This is a genomic window from Flavobacterium sp., from assembly GCF_040402895.1.
Classification (GTDB): Bacteria; Bacteroidota; Bacteroidia; order Flavobacteriales; family Flavobacteriaceae; genus Flavobacterium.
In genome coordinates, this window is sequence record NZ_JBBALR010000004.1 from 29,389 (window position 1) to 47,421 (window position 18,033).

General features: G+C 31.0%; 19 protein-coding genes. 4 read left to right on the forward strand and 15 right to left on the reverse strand.

What is annotated here, in order from left to right; translation table 11 throughout:
- Nucleotides 1-158: 158 nt before the first annotated feature.
- From ABWP60_RS04995 to trxB, 7 genes are all read right to left on the reverse strand, one after another.
- Complete coding sequence (locus ABWP60_RS04995; protein WP_353149393.1) at nt 159-1,325, reverse strand: iron-containing alcohol dehydrogenase; 1,167 nt, start codon at nt 1,323-1,325, stop codon at nt 159-161.
- Nucleotides 1,326-1,412: 87 nt separating this feature from the next.
- Nucleotides 1,413-1,994, reverse strand: a complete 582-nt coding sequence (gene nadD / locus ABWP60_RS05000) for a nicotinate (nicotinamide) nucleotide adenylyltransferase (protein WP_353149395.1) — start codon at nt 1,992-1,994, stop codon at nt 1,413-1,415.
- 89 nt (nt 1,995-2,083) lie between these two features.
- Complete coding sequence (gmk, locus tag ABWP60_RS05005) at nt 2,084-2,656, reverse strand: guanylate kinase (protein ID WP_353149398.1); 573 nt, start codon at nt 2,654-2,656, stop codon at nt 2,084-2,086.
- A 91-nt stretch (nt 2,657-2,747) separates the two neighbouring features.
- Entirely contained in the window at nt 2,748-3,608 is an 861-nt protein-coding gene (locus ABWP60_RS05010; protein WP_353149401.1) for a YicC/YloC family endoribonuclease, read from the reverse strand.
- 61 nt (nt 3,609-3,669) lie between these two features.
- On the reverse strand, nt 3,670-4,566 hold the full coding sequence (locus ABWP60_RS05015) for a DMT family transporter (protein ID WP_353149404.1): 897 nt from the start codon (nt 4,564-4,566) through the stop codon (nt 3,670-3,672).
- Complete coding sequence (locus ABWP60_RS05020) at nt 4,559-4,915, reverse strand: arsenate reductase family protein (protein ID WP_353149406.1); 357 nt, start codon at nt 4,913-4,915, stop codon at nt 4,559-4,561. Before ABWP60_RS05020 ends, ABWP60_RS05015 begins: the two co-directional genes overlap by 8 nt.
- Before the next feature lie 140 nt (nt 4,916-5,055).
- Nucleotides 5,056-6,003 carry a thioredoxin-disulfide reductase gene (gene trxB / locus ABWP60_RS05025; RefSeq protein ID WP_353149409.1) on the reverse strand — a complete coding sequence of 316 codons (948 nt, stop codon included), beginning with the start codon at nt 6,001-6,003 and terminating at the stop codon, nt 5,056-5,058.
- Nucleotides 6,004-6,156: 153 nt separating this feature from the next.
- On the opposite strand from trxB, the gene ABWP60_RS05030 reads away from it, so the two are divergent.
- Both ABWP60_RS05030 and ABWP60_RS05035 read left to right on the forward strand, forming a co-directional pair.
- On the forward strand, nt 6,157-6,708 hold the full coding sequence (locus ABWP60_RS05030; protein WP_353149411.1) for an IS1096 element passenger TnpR family protein: 552 nt from the start codon (nt 6,157-6,159) through the stop codon (nt 6,706-6,708).
- Nucleotides 6,709-6,802: 94 nt separating this feature from the next.
- Nucleotides 6,803-7,861, forward strand: coding sequence for a nucleoid-associated protein (locus ABWP60_RS05035; RefSeq protein ID WP_353149414.1), 1,059 nt, complete (start codon nt 6,803-6,805; stop codon nt 7,859-7,861).
- A 41-nt stretch (nt 7,862-7,902) separates the two neighbouring features.
- On the opposite strand, the gene ABWP60_RS05040 is transcribed toward ABWP60_RS05035, so the two are convergent.
- From ABWP60_RS05040 to ABWP60_RS05075, 8 genes are all read right to left on the reverse strand, one after another.
- Complete coding sequence (locus ABWP60_RS05040; RefSeq protein WP_353149417.1) at nt 7,903-8,511, reverse strand: DEAD/DEAH box helicase; 609 nt, start codon at nt 8,509-8,511, stop codon at nt 7,903-7,905.
- 29 nt (nt 8,512-8,540) lie between these two features.
- Nucleotides 8,541-9,704, reverse strand: coding sequence for a sigma-54-dependent transcriptional regulator (locus ABWP60_RS05045; protein ID WP_353149419.1), 1,164 nt, complete (start codon nt 9,702-9,704; stop codon nt 8,541-8,543).
- An 81-nt stretch (nt 9,705-9,785) separates the two neighbouring features.
- Complete coding sequence (locus ABWP60_RS05050) at nt 9,786-11,090, reverse strand: ABC transporter permease (RefSeq protein WP_353149422.1); 1,305 nt, start codon at nt 11,088-11,090, stop codon at nt 9,786-9,788.
- A 113-nt stretch (nt 11,091-11,203) separates the two neighbouring features.
- A complete protein-coding gene (locus tag ABWP60_RS05055) occupies nt 11,204-12,124 on the reverse strand; it encodes an ABC transporter ATP-binding protein (RefSeq protein WP_353149425.1) in 921 nt (306 codons plus the stop codon).
- Nucleotides 12,125-12,287: 163 nt separating this feature from the next.
- Nucleotides 12,288-13,400 carry a molecular chaperone DnaJ gene (gene dnaJ, locus ABWP60_RS05060; RefSeq protein ID WP_353149428.1) on the reverse strand — a complete coding sequence of 371 codons (1,113 nt, stop codon included), beginning with the start codon at nt 13,398-13,400 and terminating at the stop codon, nt 12,288-12,290.
- A gap of 125 nt (nt 13,401-13,525) precedes the next feature.
- A complete protein-coding gene (locus tag ABWP60_RS05065) occupies nt 13,526-14,062 on the reverse strand; it encodes a nucleotide exchange factor GrpE (protein WP_353149431.1) in 537 nt (178 codons plus the stop codon).
- 146 nt (nt 14,063-14,208) lie between these two features.
- Complete coding sequence (locus ABWP60_RS05070) at nt 14,209-15,114, reverse strand: TIGR01777 family oxidoreductase (RefSeq protein WP_353149434.1); 906 nt, start codon at nt 15,112-15,114, stop codon at nt 14,209-14,211.
- 81 nt (nt 15,115-15,195) lie between these two features.
- Nucleotides 15,196-15,651, reverse strand: coding sequence for a DUF4442 domain-containing protein (locus ABWP60_RS05075; RefSeq protein WP_353149436.1), 456 nt, complete (start codon nt 15,649-15,651; stop codon nt 15,196-15,198).
- Nucleotides 15,652-15,850: 199 nt separating this feature from the next.
- Here ABWP60_RS05075 and ABWP60_RS05080 point away from each other — a divergent pair, with 199 nt between their 5' ends.
- Together ABWP60_RS05080 and ABWP60_RS05085 are read left to right on the forward strand one after the other, a co-directional pair.
- Complete coding sequence (locus ABWP60_RS05080) at nt 15,851-16,180, forward strand: PadR family transcriptional regulator (RefSeq protein ID WP_353149438.1); 330 nt, start codon at nt 15,851-15,853, stop codon at nt 16,178-16,180.
- A gap of 6 nt (nt 16,181-16,186) precedes the next feature.
- Complete coding sequence (locus ABWP60_RS05085; protein ID WP_353149441.1) at nt 16,187-17,917, forward strand: PspC domain-containing protein; 1,731 nt, start codon at nt 16,187-16,189, stop codon at nt 17,915-17,917.
- Nucleotides 17,918-18,033 lie beyond the last annotated feature (116 nt).

Consider the following 18,033-nt stretch of genomic DNA (forward strand, 5'->3'; position numbering starts at 1 on the left):
ATTTATTGTGAAGATGTATTTTCTGGCACGACTATTGAAAATACTATTATATCGATTAAATAATATTAATAGTAGTTTAGTTAGTAGTTTTTTGTAAGTAAAAAGCGTCTCAAGATACATTTCTTGGACGCTTTTTTTAATTTTACTTTTTACATACTTTAGTAGCTCCTTTCCACAATTTCTTTTACTTTTTCTAAGGTAATATTTTGTTTCTCACCTAAGGCTTTCCAACCTCTTTCTTCAAAGCGCTTTACAATGAAGTTGGCTGTATCAGAATAGTTTGAAGTAGCTTGAGAAAGTTTGGTTTCCATTCCCATTTCTTGTAAGAAAGATACTAATTTTTCTATAGCTTTTTCAGCAATTTCTTCCGTTGAATTTCCTTTTATATTAAACACTCTTACTCCAAATTGTGCTAATTTTTCTTTCTTTGAATCAAACATCACTCGATATAAGTTCGGACCAATAATCGCCAATGTTCTTGCGTGATCAATTTCGTATAAAGCGGTTAATTCGTGACCAATCATGTGTGTGGCCCAATCTGATGCAACACCTTTTTGTATCAATCCATTCAAAGCCATTGTAGCACACCACATAAAGTTAGACGCTAATTTATAATCGGTTGGATTTTCTACAACATTTGGTCCAATTTCAACTAAAGTTTGTAAAATTCCCTCTGAAATTCGGTCTTGCAACATTGCGTCTTGCGGAAAGGTTAAATATTGCTCTAAAACATGTGTAAAAGCATCAACCACGCCATTTTGAAGTTGTCTTTTAGGTAACGATTGAATTACCGTTGGATCACAAATAGAAAATTGAGGAAACAAAGCACTTCCACCTAATGTTAGTTTTTCTTGTGTGGCATCAATAGTAATTACTGCTCCTGAATTCATTTCAGAACCCGTAGCAGGTAATGTCAATACCGTTCCGAAAGGAATTACTTTTGAAATATCTTTAAATAAAATTCTGTTTTTTAATATATCAACTGCATTTCCTTCATAATTTACAGCGCCCGAAATAAATTTTACGCCATCAATAACACTTCCGCCACCAACTGCTAAAATAAAAGTAATTTTTTCAGTACGAATAATTTCTACAGCTTTCATTAAGGTTTCAAAACGTGGATTGGGTTCAATTCCGCCAAATTCAATAACTTCAAAACCTTTTAAGTGTTCCGTTACTTGTTTATGAATGCCATTTTTAAAAATACTTCCACCACCATACGCTAAAAGAACTTTTGCATGGGCTGGAATTAAATTCGCTAATTTTTCTATTTGATTTTTACCAAAAATGTAATTGGTAGGATTGTATAACTCGAAGTTTAACATGATCTATTAATTTAGTTAACAAAGATACTACATAAAGCAAAGTACAAATGGTAAAGGAATGTTAAGAAATATGGCTAATTAATTCCATTACTTCTTATAAAACAAATTATGTTCAACATATTCCCAAACTTTATGAGGTAGCATAGGAACTACGTTTTTATCATTTTTAATATTTTCACGGATGAATGTTGATGATAATTCGACAACTGGCGCATCAATTCTATGAATTTTGGAATGATTGACAAATTGTTCGTATATTTCTACAGAATTTAATCGAGGATACACATATATGTGATGGTGTTTTAAAATGGCTTCGTAGTTTTTCCATTTATGAAGGGATTTTAAATTGTCTTCACCCATTATTAATGAAAATTCGTATTTAGGATGTTTCTCTTGCAAATGCACCAAAGTATTAATCGTGTAATTGGGCTGAGGCAATTTAAACTCAATATCCGATGGTTTAAGTTTTGGAAAATCTTCCGTTGCCAAATGCACCATATGCAAGCGATGGTAATCGTCTAATAACGTATTTTTTTGTTTGTGAGGATTATGTGGTGTTACTACCAACCAAATTTGATCTAAATCTGAATGCTCCGCCATATGATTGGCAATAATTAAATGCCCAATATGAATGGGATTAAACGTTCCGAAATATAAACCTATTTTCATTTTTTTTTGGTGTTGGGTATTGGGTATTGGGTGTTGGGTTTATTGGATTAATTACTTTTACCTTTTTCCCTTTACCTTTTACCAAATACCTATTTATTCACAAATTCCTTAACTAAATAATACGCATCCACTTTAGCAACATCTAAATCGTAATTTTTGATTATGGTATCGAATTGAGGTGCTGTAGCTAATTCTACCGATGCTTTTGCGATACGCATATTAATTTTATCATCACTTTCTGTAGAACGTTTTTTTAGTCTAATTTTCAACTCGTCGATACTTGGTGGTTTTACAAATACCGCTAATGTTTCTTGTTTGAATTTCGATTTTATTCGAAGTCCGCCCGCTACATCAATATCAAAAATTACGTTTTTTCCTTTTGCCCAAATACGTTCCACTTCGCTTTTTAATGTTCCATAAAAATTATCACGATACACTTCTTCCCATTCCACGAAATCTTCCGCTTTAATATGTTTTTTAAATTCTTCTAAAGAAATAAAATAATAATCTTTGCCGTGTACTTCTTCACCTCTTGGTTCACGAGTGGTGCAAGAAATAGAAAATTCTAAATTTAAATCTTCTTGTTCTAATAAATGTCTTACTATAGTTGTTTTTCCTGATCCTGATGGTGCTGAGAAAACTAATAATTTACCTTGATTCATTTTTTTAAGCTTTTGGCTTTAAGCAATATGCTATAAGCTTGTAATATAGTATTTAAATTTGCCTAAAGCCCAATGCTTAAGGCATATAGCTTTAAAGAACGTTCAATACTTGCTCTTTAATTTTTTCTAATTCGTCTTTCATCATAACAACCAATTTTTGCATTTCAGCGTGGTTTGATTTGGATCCCATAGTGTTGATTTCTCTACCCATTTCTTGTGTGATGAATCCTAATTTTCTTCCGTTGGCTTCATTTCCATTTAACGTTTGCAAGAAATAATCCAAATGATTGGTCAAACGAACTTTTTCCTCCGTTATATCTAATTTTTCTAAATAATAAATCAATTCTTGTTCAAAACGATTCGTATCTACATTCACTTTTAACTCTTCAATTGCGGTTTGTAAACGTTCTTTTATAGCCGTTACTCTTTCTGGATCTAAAGCCAATGCCTGATGCATATAATTTCTAATATTTTCGATACGTAAAGTAAATTCTTTTTCTAAAGAAGCGCCTTCAGAAGTTCTAAAAGACAACATATTTTCTATTGCTTCATCAATTACTGTTTGAATTTGTTTCCATTCATTTGGATCCATTTCTTCACGTTCCGTTTTCATGGTATCAGGCATTCTTACAGCCATTTTCATTAATTCTGTTTCGTTAGCATCTGGTAAAATTGCTTTCATTTGAGCCATATATGCTTTAACAATTGGTGCATTGATTTTTGAAGATGTTTCTTCTCCAGTTACCTCAACATATAATGAAAAATCTACTTTTCCTCGCTCTAACTTTTGAGCCAAAAGATTTCTTAATGCTAATTCGTTTTCTCTAAAAACAGAAGGCATACGCGTATTTAAATCGAGCCCTTTGCTATTTAAAGATTTAACTTCGACTGTAATTTTTTTGGTAGCTAATTGCAAACTTGCTTTACCAAAACCGGTCATTGATAGTATCATATATTTTTATAAAGAGTGTAAAGATAAGTTTTTTTAGTGATTAGTAAAAAGTGATTAGTGATTAGTCGTAACGAGTCTCTTTCTTTTTCTGAATAACCAAATAAACCCCAACAAAAATTAATATTGCTGAAACTATTTTTACCAGATTCAAATTGTCTTTACCTAAACCAATGGCAAAAATCGTAGCGAAAAAAGGTTGCAAATAAATAAAAACAGCTACTGTAGTTGGTTTTAAATTTCGCATAGAAATCAAGTTCAGTAAATACGTAAAAAAGGTTGAAAAAACAACTACAAATCCAATTTTAAGACTAATATCTAAAGGGATTTCGTTCCAGTTTACCACTTGTAAATCTTGATATCCAAACGGTAATACCATAAAAAACCCAAATAAATATATATATTTTACAAACGTAAATGCATTGTATTTATCCATTAACTTCTTTACAAAAATTAAATAAAAAGCATATGAAACGGCATTTACAAATACTAATAAATTCCCTAAAACAGCATTAGGTGCGTTATTTAAGGCTTTTCCATATAAAATTAAAGTAATTGTTCCTGCAAGGCCTAAAAGAATTCCTATAATTTTTTTAGACTGCATTTTTTCTTTCATCAGTACAGATGAAAGAATTAAAACAATCATAGGAGTAGTTACCATTAAAACGGCTCCCATAATTGGAGACGTATAACTTAATCCTTTAAAAAAAGTCAACATATTAAATGCTACTCCAAAAAAGGCACAGGCCGCAATACGAAGAAAATCGTTTTTTGTTATTTTCTCTTTAGGACCAAGAAAAGAAACCAACCAGAACAATACTGTTGCACCAGCCACTCGCAACACAATAAAACCATAAGCATCAACATACTTAGGCATTACATCTTTCGCAACTGTAAAGGTAACTCCATAAATGATAGCTACAATCCAAGCGCAAACCAATGCCCAAAAACGACTATTCATTACTTAGCGCTTTTTGCAATTTTAAAACATTAGGTTGACTATTGCCTATAAAAATTTCGTTATCTAAAATCACTACAGGGCGACTCAAAAAAGTATAATGTTCTAAAATATATTTTTTATAATCGTCTTCTGTTAGCGTAATGTTTTTTAGTCCTTTTTCTTTATATAACTGTGCTTTTTTACTAAAAAGGGCTTCGTAACTTCCTGAAAGTTGGTACATAAATTCAAGCTCTGCTACAGTTATAGGATTTTGACGAATATCATGAAACGCTAAATATGCTGTTGAAGGCAATGATTTAATTATTTTTTTGCACGTATCGCAAGAAGCTAAATAATATATTTTTCGCATGTGTGTTGATTTGGTCTTAGTATAATAAATTAATACACAAAGGTAAGAAAGTTATTTTTGCTGCGGTGTTTCATATTTAATTTTTAAAACACAAAAATCGGATATAAAAATCCGATTTTTGAATAAAGTGACCTAAAAAATTAATGCTTACTAGCTAAATATCTTTCTGCATCTAAGGCAGCCATACAACCCGTTCCTGCTGCTGTAATGGCTTGTCTGTATACATGATCTGCAGCATCGCCACCAACAAAAACCCCAGGGATGTTTGTTTTTGATGAACCAGGTACATTAACGATATAACCAGTTTCGTCTAAAGTTATATACTCTGCAAAAATATCAGTGTTGGGTTTATGACCAATTGCTACAAAAAATCCAGTTGCTGGAATTTCAAAATCTTGATTTGTAGTTTTATTTTTAGCTTTAACACCTGTAACGACTTGTCCGTCACCTAAAACTTCCACCGTATCATGATTCATTAAAATGGTAATATTTTCGGTGTTTTTTACACGTTGTTCCATAATTTTAGAAGCTCTAAATTTTTCACTTCTAACTAACATGGTAACTTTTTTACATAATTTAGATAAATAATGTGCTTCTTCACAAGCACTATCCCCTGCTCCAACAATTACCACTTCTTGATTTCTATAGAAAAAACCATCACAAACTGCACAAGCAGAAACACCACCACCCGTTTGTAAATAATGTTGTTCTGAAGGTAAACCTAAATATTTTGCTGTGGCTCCTGTAGAAATAATCACCGTATCAGCATGAATTTCTTTTGCATCATTTATCCAAACTTTATGAGGTTCTGAACTAAAATCTACTTTTGTTGCCCAACCATCACGAACATCTGTTCCAAAACGTTGTGCTTGCTTTTGCAAACCAATCATCATTTCAGGACCTGTAATCCCTTCCGGATTTCCCGGCCAGTTTTCAACTTCATTCGTAGTTGTTAATTGTCCACCTGGTTGTGTTCCTTGATATAAAACAGGATTCATATTAGCCCTAGCTGCATATATTGCCGCAGTATACCCTGCAGGACCAGAACCTATAATTAGGCATTTTACTTTTTCTATTTCGTTTGACATGATAATGTAATTTAATTCTAAGCAAAAATAGTAAAATCAAAAAACATATTTTCCTTAATCAATTAATTCAATAAACTATTTATCAACAATCGTGATTTTCAATAATAAAAGTTTTAAATATTGATTACTTTTGTTTTTTAAAAAATACACATTATGATTTATAAGTTTAGAGCCATTTTAGACAATGAAGAAGATATTTTTAGAGATATTGCTATTGATTCAAAAGATAGCTTAGAAGATTTACACAATGCTTTGGTAAATGCATTTGGTTTTGACGGAACCGAAGTTGGCGCGTTTTATACTTGTGGAGAAGATTGGGCATGGCATGAAGAAGATGGCATTCCAATGTTTGACACAGGTGATATTCCGGGTGAAATAAAAACCATGGCCGAATATAAATTGGATGATTTAGTACACGAACAAAATACTAAATTAGTTTATGTTTATGATTTATTCTCTATGTGGACCTTTTTTGTAGAATTAGCTGCAATTGAAACAAATAAAGAGGATGTAAATTATCCAGCATTATTATTTTCTCATGGAATTTTACCCGACGAAGCTACAACAAGTGGTTTCAGAGGTGGCGATTTAGAAAACGAAGATTTATTTAATGATTTTGAAGATGATTTAGACGAAGATGATTTAGATAGTTTTGATGGAGATGATAGTTTTGAAGATATGGGATTTGAAGAAAATTGGAATTAATTCAATTATCAATTTGACAATTGAAATACCAAATAAAAAATAATAATTAAAGTAAATTGGCGCATTGCCAAATTGACTTATTGAAACATTAATAATGATAAACCTATTTAATACACAAGTAGAAAATCTTTCCATACATCGAGTTGGCAATAAACATAAAGAAGAACAAATTTTTCTTTCCGAAAATTCGTATACGCTAAACGATGAAATTATGCCCATTTTGAAAGAATATTTTTTTAAAGCTTTTCGCGAAAAAGAAGAAAATTACTATCAATTTGCACATGAAGTAGATTTAGTATACAATGAAATGTTCAATTTAGCTACCGAAGTATTCAATAACCCTAGTGAAATTCATAATGTTTCAAAAAAAATCACGCAACATTTATTTGAACAATCCAACCATCCCCATATTAAAAGTGGTGAAGTATATATTGCTTATCTAACCAATGTTTCTATTGACAATCATGTAGTAGACGCCATTGGCGTTTTTAAAAGTGAAATTAAGACCGACTTCTTACAATTTCAAGAAAACGGAAGTAACTTAGAAATGATTTTACAAGATGGGATTAACTTAAATAAATTAGACAAAGGTTGCCTTATTTTTAATTACAAAAAAGAAGAAGGATACAAAATATTAACTGTTGATAGCAATAGATATGATGCACGTTATTGGTTAGAACATTTTTTAAGTGTAGATGTTTTTCAAGATGAAACATTTATGACTAAAAAATACCTACAATTCTGTAAAGATTTTGCTAAAGAAGTTGTTTTACCTGCAGAAGATAAAAAGGAAGAAGTATTATTTATGAATCGTGCGGTGAACCATTTTGCTAAAAATGACGAATTTGAAGAAACCGCATTCTTAAATGATGTAATAAACAACCCGGATTTGATTCCTGAATTCAGAAATTATAAAGTGGACAAAGGCGCAAAATATAGCATTGAAGACGTTTCTAATTTCCCAATTGCTAATGCTGCTGTAACTGATGTAAGAAGAAAACTTAAAAACGTAATCGAATTAGACACCAACATTCAAATTAAATTAGATTTTATAAACCCCGAAAGTGCAGAAAAATTTGTAGAAAAAGGTTGGGACGAAGAAAAACAAATGTATTATTACTTGGTTTACTTTAACAAAGAAAGCAAATCATAATTAAAAAAAAATCCTCAATTAAATTTAATTGAGGATTTTTTTTACATTTCAAAAAACAAGGGTTCTATCATTGTTCTATCAGCAACTGCTTCCACACGATCTGAAATTTTATTACAAAAAATCAATCGCTGCGATTTAGAAATACTTTCTGACATTCGATTTGTTTTGGCATCTAAGCGTAGCTTAAACAAAATATCGGCATCATCAACCACATACATAAGTAATCTGTTGACATCAAAACCTGCAGTAGCAAACATTAAATCTAAGCGATTTGGTGTGCCTATTAACACATCAATACCTAACGAAATTTGATTTTTATCCCAATCCATATCGCCTTTATCGTGGGCGCCATAAACTCGTAATTGCGTGTATCGATTGTATTTTTTAAACATGTCAACCATTTCCAAAACTTTCTCTTTTGTTTCCACCACAATTAAAGCTCTTGGCGATTCCATAAATGGTTTTTCCAATCGTTGGATCACATTTAATACAATTGTTGTTGATTTTCCTGATTTTTTCTCGGATTGAATTACAGCATCTGCACCACTTTTTATAGTCGAAAAAGTTTCTTCTTGCATTTCATTTGCTTCGGTTAAGCCGTTTTCAATTAATGCATCCTGTAAAAGTGGGTTTATTTTTTTTAATTGCATTTTTATTTAGCATTTTGCTTTAAGCTGATTTATTTAGAAGCGAACAAAGTTACATCATTTTCAGAGATTTCGTTTCCTCCAAGGATAATTAAACGCTCTACTACATTTCTTAATTCACGAATATTTCCAGTCCAATCGTATTCTTGTAATAATTGTATGGCTTGTTTAGAAAATATTTTTTTTGTGGTTCCTTGTTCTTCAGAAATTTTAGTTGTGAAGTGTTCAATTAACGTAGGAATATCCTCACGTCTATCATTCAGTGCTGGAACTTTAATTAAAATTACCGCCAATCTATGATATAAATCTTCTCTAAAACGGCCTTCTGCTATTTCTGTTTTTAAATCTTTATTGGTTGCTGCAATCACACGAACATCAACTTTTATATCTTTATCCGCGCCAACTCTTTGAATCAAATTTTCTTGTAAAGCACGTAAAACCTTAGCTTGTGCCGACAAACTCATATCTCCAATTTCATCTAAAAAAATAGTTCCGCCGTTTGCTGCCTCAAATTTACCTGCTCTTTCTTTTACTGCTGATGTAAATGCTCCTTTTACATGTCCGAATAATTCACTTTCAATTAATTCAGATGGTATAGCTGCACAATTTACTTCAATAATGGCTTGTTGCGCACGATTACTTTTTTCGTGTAATTGATGTGCTACTAATTCTTTTCCTGTTCCATTTGGACCCGTAATTAAAACTCTTGCGTCGGTTTGAGCTACTTTATCAATCATGGTTTTAATTTGCGAAATGGCTTCACTTTCACCAATCATTTCGTAGTTTTTAGACACTTTTATCTTAAGTATTTTATTTTCTACAACCAATTGCTTTTTATCTAAAGCATTTCGTACCGTATTTAACAACCTATTTAAATCAGGTGGCTTCGAAATATAATCAAAAGCACCTAAACGCATAGTTTGAATTGCAGTTTCTAAATCGCCGTGACCAGAAATCATAACCATTGGAATTTCAGGTTTAATTTTTTTTATGGCTTCCAATACCTCAACGCCATCCATTTTTGGCATTTTAATATCGCACAAAATCAAATCGAAATCTTCGTTTTTTACCAATTCAATTCCTTGTAAACCGTCTTCAGCTTCTTGCACCAAATACGCATCATTTTCTTCCGATAAAATTTTATTTAAAACGCGACGTATTGGCGCTTCGTCTTCTATGATTAGGATTTTACTCATTTTTTAAGTTTCAAAGTTTCTTAGTGGCTAAGCTACAAAGTATTAAAAACTTAGCTACTTAGTAACTTAGTTGCTTTATTACTAATATTTCAACCATTTATATAATTCTTTCCAAGTTGGTTTTTTTCCGTACATTAAAATACCTACACGGTAAATTTTACTCGCAAACCAGACTACTCCAACAAATGTAGCAAATAATAATACTAAAGATACAATAATTTGCCAAGTAGGTACGCCAAACGGAATTCGCATTAGCATTACAATTGGTGATGTAAACGGAATCATGGAGAAAATCGTAGCAATATTTCCGTGAGGATCGTTGGCAACCGTAAAAAATCCTATATATACGCCTAACATTAAAGGCATAATAATAGGCAATAAAAATTGTTGCGAATCAGTTTCATTATCAACTGCGGCACCAATGGCTGCGTATAATGAACTATACAAAAAATACCCTCCAATAAAATAAAAAATAAACGAAATAATAATTGAAGCAATGGGTAAATTTCCTAATTCATCTAAATACAAAGGCAATTTCGACATTAATCCACTATTTTCAGCGGCTAATTTTACCGCTCCTGGGTTGGCAGTTGCGGCTGTTTCTGCACCAAAAAATGTAGAAACAATAAAGAAAATAGATGTTCCAACTATAGCCCAAATGGTAAATTGCAAAATTCCTGCTAATGAATTTCCAATAATTTTTCCCATCATTAACTGAAACGGTTTTACAGATGAAATGACAATTTCTATAATTCGATTGGTTTTTTCTTCAATCACACTTCGCATGACAAAGTTTCCATAGATGATAATAAACATCATAATTAAATAGCCAAAAAGAAAACCTAATCCAATTTTAATTTCATTGATTCCTTTTAAACTGGCATCACCAGAATATTTACTTAATTGCAAAGTCGATTCCACTTTAGCTTTTTCAATTTTAGAAATATCTAAATTATTAGTTTTGAAATTATCCTGAGTTAAGATAGAATCAACTACGTTTTCAATATTTGAAATAAATTCCGCACTGGCACTTTCATCAGAAATATATTGAACTTTAGACTTTAAATCTTGAATAGTTGCCGTTTTTGGAATAAACAAAAGTCCTACATAGCTTTTGCTTGCTGTGTCTTTTGCTGCTTTAAATGGCATGGCTGACAAATCAGTAAAAGCGGTTTCTTTATCGGATTTTAAGCTGCCTTTTAATATATTTCCTTGGTCGTAAATGGCTATTTTAGTAGCTTCATCTTTGTTGATACTAGATAAATAGCCAATTAAAAAAGACATACCTAAGAAAATTAGCGGACTTAAAAAAGTCATCACTATAAAAGATTTGTTGCGCACTTTGGCAATAAATTCTCTTTGTACGATTAATAATAATTTGTTCATTTTGTTTTAGATTATTAGAAGATTAGACTCCTTAGATTCTTAGATTTATTTGACTTTTTGTTCATTAAAATTTCAGAAAATCTAACCTTCTAAAATTCTAATAATCTAAAAGTCTATTCCGTTACGGTTTGAATAAAAATATCATTTACACTTGGAATTTTTTCAGCAAAATGGGTAACTTGACCGTTTTGTGATAAAATACTTAATAAATCATTTGTGGTATGATTGCCTAACTGCACCTCCAGTTTTAAATCATCATTTAACGATTTGAAATCGGTTTGACCAATAGTAAACTTTTGAGTTAATTGATACATTAATGCTTCCACATTTTGAGTCATAACGCCAACTTGAAAGGTATTGGATCTAAATTTACGTTTTACATCTTCCAGTTTTCCTTCAATTAGCTTGTTTGATTTATGAATTAATGCGATATAATCGCACATTTCTTCTACACTCTCCATTCGATGCGTTGAAAAAATAATGGATGTTCCTTTTTTATTTAATTCGATAATTTCATCCTTAATTAAATTGGCGTTTACAGGATCAAATCCTGAAAAGGGTTCGTCTAAAATTAATAATTTTGGGTTGTGAAGTACCGTTACAATAAATTGTACTTTTTGAGCCATTCCTTTAGAAAGTTCTTGAAGTTTTTTATCCCACCACGTTTCTATTTCAAACTTTTCAAACCAATATTTAAGTTGTTTTTTGGCTTCTTGTTTGCTCATACCTTTTAATTGTGCCAAATACAAACATTGCTCGCCCACTTTCATAGATTTATACAAACCACGTTCTTCTGGCATATAACCAATCATGGAAATGTGATTGGGATTTAGTTTTTCACCATTTAAAATTATTTCACCAGCATCAGGCAAAGTAATTTGATTAATGATACGAATTAATGAGGTTTTTCCAGCGCCATTTGGACCTAATAAACCATATATGCTTCCTTCAGGAAAGCTTAATGAAACGGAATTTAAAGCAGTATAATCGCCATATTGTTTCACTACGTTTTTAACTTCTAAAATAGTATTCATTTGCCGTATTTCATTTCTGAATTAGTGTGTAATATAAAGATTTTGTTACATCTTAATATGAATTTAATTACATTTTTTTGTAAAAAGTTTACACTAAAATTTAAGACAAAAAAAAACTCAATCTAATTAGAAAGAGTTTTTAAATATCTATAATAATTTCCGATTAAGAAAACATATCTTTTACTTTTTCAAAAAACGATTTGTCTGATTTTTCTGGATTTGGGATGAAATTTACATCTGTAATCATATTTTCAAAAAATTGTTTTTGTTCTTTGTTTAGTGTTTTTGGCGTCCAAACATTTACATGCACAAGCAAGTCGCCATTTCCGTAGCTATTTAAACTTGGGATTCCTTTTCCTTTTAAACGAAGAATTTTACCTGACTGAATACCTTCTTCTAACTTAATACGAACTTTTCCTGAAACGGTTTCAATTTCTTTTGAAATTCCTAAAGCGGCTTCTGGAAAACTGATATATAAATCGTAATGTAAATTTTCGCCTTCACGCTTTAAAAATTCGTGCTCAATTTCTTCGATAGCTACAATTAAATCTCCAGGAATACTATTTTTTCCAGGGGCATCATTTCCTTTTCCAGCAACTTTTAATTGCATACCGTCTACAACACCTGCAGGAATTTTAATGGAAACCGTATCGTCATCAGTAATAAAACCTTGACTATCTGCGTTGGCAGGTTTACTATCTATCATTTGTCCCGCTCCAGCACAATTAGGACAGGTTGCAGCAGTTTGCATACGACCTAAAATGGTATTTGTAACTCGCATTACTTGCCCTTGTCCATTACAAGTAGCACACGTTTTGTAGGTTACACCAGCTGCTTGAACTTTTCTCTTTACTTTTACTTTTTTCTCAACACCATTGGCAATTTCTTCCAAAGTAAGTTTGACTTTAATACGTAAATTACTTCCTTTCATTCTACGTTGGCCTCCGCCTCCGCCACCAAAACCACCAAAACCGCCACCAAAAATATCTCCAAATTGACTAAAGATGTCATCCATGTTCATACCACCGTGTCCGCCACCAAAGCCACCGTTTCCATCAAAGGCTTGATGCCCATATTGGTCGTACTTTGCTTTTTTGTTTGGATCACTTAACACTTCATATGCTTCGGCACAAGTTTTAAAATTTTCTTCTGCAGCAGCATCTCCAGGGTTTTTATCTGGATGATATTGAATGGCTTTTTTTCGGTATGCTTTTTTTATTTCTTCAGGAGAAGCATTTTTGCTAATACCTAAAAGTTCGTAAAAATCTTTTTTCATAAAAATTAAATTCCAATTATTAAAAATTCCAAATTCCAATCTTATAACTATTTCGTAAAATCGAAACGTTTTTCTCAAATTCCAACTTTTGAAATTTGAGATTTGGGATTTGATTTTTACTTAAGTTAGTTACCTAAAATTACTTTTGGAAAACGGATAATTTTATCACCCAATTTGTACCCTTTTTCGATTACATCAACAATTTTTCCTTTTAATTTAGGAGTAGGAGCAGGAATTTGAGTAATGGCTTCTGCAAAATCAGCGTCGAATGCATCACCTGCTTTAATTTCAACAACTTCCAGTCCTTTAGAAACTAATGTTGATTTTAATTTTTCATGAATTAATTCTACACCTTTTACTAATGCTTCATCTTCAGATTGTGAAATTTGCGCCCAAGCTCTATCGAAATCATCTAAAACGGGTAACATCGATTGTAAAATTTCTTGGCCTGCAGTTTTAAATAAATCTATACGTTCTTTTGAAGTTCTTTTTTTGTAATTTTCAAATTCGGCATATAATCTTATGAATTTATCTTTTTGTTCTTGCAATTGATCTTCAACTGACACTTCTGGCTCATTATTTTCTTGAACATCTTGATTTTCTATAGCATTTTCATCCTGAAGGATCTCTTTTTCGATGTTTTCAGTATTTTCTTGACTCATGATTGTATCTTTTATTTTCAAATTGAGATTGCAAAAGTGTTGCCATACTTTATTTTATGACACATTGTCAGTACAAAATAGCACAAAATGATCTATCCAAAAAAAAGAAATTTGGAAACTACCATAAAAAAGAAAAAAATAAAGTATTATTTCAATAGATTTTGCAAGGATTTACTAAGCGAAGCAAATTGAAATTGAAAACCAGAATCAAGAATTTTTCTTGAGCTTACGTGTTGACTAGAGGTTACAATTTTATGCATTTCTCCTAAAAGTAATCGCAACATAAACTTTGGCACATTAGGTAAAAACAAGGGTTTATGAATGGTTTTTGCAATTGCTTTTGTAAGTTCTTCATTTGTTGTGGGATAAGGCGAAACCGCATTGTATATACCTTCTAAATTGTTATCTATGACATATTTAAAAATAGCCACTAAATCATGAATATGAATCCAAGACACATATTGTTTTCCGGAAGCCAAAGCTGCTCCAAATCCGTATTTTATAGGCTTAGTCATTTCAACTAATGCACCTGATTCTTTGGCTAAAACCACTCCAATTCTAATTGTGGTAACCAAAAGCGGTAAAGATTTAAATAAATTGGTGCTCTCTTCCCAAAGCTGCGTTACTTCGCCTAAAAAAGAATCATCTATTTTTGAATCATCTTCGTTATAAATGGCAGTTAAATCATCTGGATAAATACCTACAGCAGATGTACCTATAAAATGTTTCACTTTATTTGGATGCGATTGCAACGTTTTAAAAAGCAAATTAGCCGTTTGAACCCTGCTTTGTAATATCTCTTTTTTATAAGCTATTGTCCATTTTTTTGATACAGAAGCACCAGCTAAATGAATAATAACTGAAACGTCTTCAAAGGCCGCAAGATCAATTTCGCCTTTACTTGGGTTCCAAAAAAATCCTTTTTCATTAGAAGATTGGTTAATTTTTGATTTTGAAGTAGTTAAATAATGAATTACATGGTTTTCTTTTTTAAATAAAGACACCATTTTCTTTCCAATTAAACCTGTAGCTCCTGTTATTAATATCGTCATTTACATTTTTTTACAACACAAATTTACAACTAGTTGTATGCTTATATAAAACATTAACTAAGATTAACAAATGTCTAAAAATTATATTCTTGATTTTATGGTCCATTGAAATTGCATTTCTGAAACTTGTTCGCCAATTTCATTTATTCCTATTGAGGTTAACCAAATAGTTTGTCCTTCATTAGTATGTATTGCTTTTTCAATGCAATGTGCAATTTCCCTACCTTGATTACAGGTAAAAGTAATTTTACCCGTAGCTTTTTTTATAAAAACCGCTTTATTTTGAGCCACAAGCATTGAAATGTTTTTTCCGCTAGATTTGATATGAAACATAACTAATGCACCAGTTGTAAATTCGGCTGCCATTGCTTGTACTGCAAAATACATAGATTTAAATGGATTTTGATTGAACCAACTGTATTTTACTGTTACCTTACAAATATCAGGAGTGATTTGTTTTACTCGAACCCCACTCCAAAATGCGGAGGGCAATTTAAAAAAGGTATATGCATTTAATTTAAAGGGTGTAAACTCCATATCTATTTATATTTTATGTAAAAATAAGAAAAAAATAGTTGTGTACCCGATCAAACTAAAACGTTAAAATTATGTTAAATATTAGTACTATGTGAAACAAGGTATCTGCTTTTAGATATATATTTGCATAAGAAAATAATGTACTAAGTAATGTACTGAATTTTAAATCGTTTTAACAGGATTAAAAAAACAAATTCAAATGAATATTGAAAACACAAAAGCTCAAATGCGAAAAGGTGTTTTAGAGTTTTGCATCTTATCTGTATTAAAAGAGAAAGACGCCTACACTTCTGAAATTTTGGACACCTTAAAAACGGCAAAATTACTTGTAGTTGAGGGCACCGTATATCCTTTATTAACAAGATTAAAAAATGATAATTTATTAAACTATCGCTGGGAAGAATCCACATCGGGGCCACCAAGAAAATATTATGGCTTAACGGATGAAGGAAAAGAATTTTTAAAAGAATTAAACAACACTTGGAGTGAATTATCAGGTGCTGTAAATACAATAACTAATCAAAAATAATAGGTCATGAACAAAACAACAAGTATAAATTTAGGAGGTTATTTCTTTCACATTGATGAAGATGCCTTTAGAAAATTAAGCAACTACTTTGATGCGGTTAAACGTTCATTATCGCCAGATGGTAGAGAAGAAATTATTAATGATATTGAAAGTAGAATTTCTGAACTTTTTACTGAAAAATTAGGCACAACCAAACAAGTTATTGGCTTAAAAGAAGTGGATGATATTATTTCGATAATGGGGCAACCTGAAGATTATAAAATTGAAGATGAAACAACAAAAAATGATTTTCAAACCAATTACACCAAAACCAGTAGCGCAAAAAAATTATACAGGGATAAGGAAAACTCATTTTTAGGAGGTGTTCTATCAGGTTTAGGGCATTATTTAGGCGTTGATCCTTTATGGCTAAGAATCATTATGGTAATCTTATTCTTCGGCTTTGGTACAGGATTAATAGTATACATTATATTATGGATTTTAATTCCAGAAGCCGTTACTACTTCACAAAAATTAGAAATGAAAGGGGAACCCATAAACATTTCAAATATTGAGAAAAAAGTAAAAGAAGGTTTTAACGAAATTTCAGATAAGTTTTCAAATTTAGACCATGACAAAATTGCTTCAAATGCTAAAACAGGGGCAGAAAAAATCGGAAATACAATAAGCGAAATTGTTATATCTTTTTTTAATGTAATTTCTAAGATAATAGGTGGTTTTATAGTGCTTTTTACCTCTATGGCATTAATTAGTGTGATTATTGGAGGGATCGCTATGATGTTTTTCACAGCTATGCCAGATAATTTCCTATACAATCACATTCATACTCCTTTTAGTTTCGAAACACCTATTTGGCTTCAAGGTTTGTTATTAATTATAGTAGTAGGAATTCCTTTATTTTTCTTATTAATCTTAGGATTAAAATTACTAACAACAAGAATAAAATCAATTGGAAACACTATGAACTATTCGTTATTAGCTATTTGGATAATTGGATTAGCATCTGTGTTGTTTTTAGCTATAAAAGAAATTAGTCAAAATGCGTACACTGGAAAAGATATCGAAAAAGTAGCCATCAATATTAATCCATCAGATACCTTAAATATCAAATTCATTTCAAATAATTTGTATAGTAAAGATAGTAACGAGTATGAAAATTTTGAAGTCATACATAATGAGGCCGATAAAGCAATTATTTTTTCGAATACTGTTTCTATAAAAATAGTTGAAACAAACGAACCAAATGCTTTTCTTCAAATTGAAAAAACTGCAGAAGGAAGTAGCATTAAAAAAGCCAAAGAAACGGCTGAAAAAATAAAATACAACGTTAAAATTGAAAACAACAACATAATTTTAGACAATTATTGGATTACGGATTTAGCCAATAAAAAACACGATCAAGAAGTAGAATTGTTTTTATATTTACCTAAAGGTACCCTTTTTAAAGTAGATAAAAACTTCAAACACTTTGACAAATCCGAAAATGATTATTTTAACCTACATCATAGTTCAGATGCTTATGTTTATATAGTAGCAGAAAACAAAGTGTTATGCACCAATTGCCCGATTAATGAAGATGATGATGAAACCAACTTTGAAAACACCTCAAGTGGAATAATTGGAAATAACAAAGTAGAAACTACTACTATTGAAAATGACAGTATTGAAAAGGTTTCAATTAAAGTAAACGGAAAAGAAATAATACGAACTGAAACAAAAACCAAAACATTTAATTAATTTTTAACATTCATTTCACAATTAATACTTAATTTTACACAAAATTATAAGTTATAACCCTAACAAATCATGATACAATTTGTAATTAAAATAATTGACATTGCTGTTCAGATAGT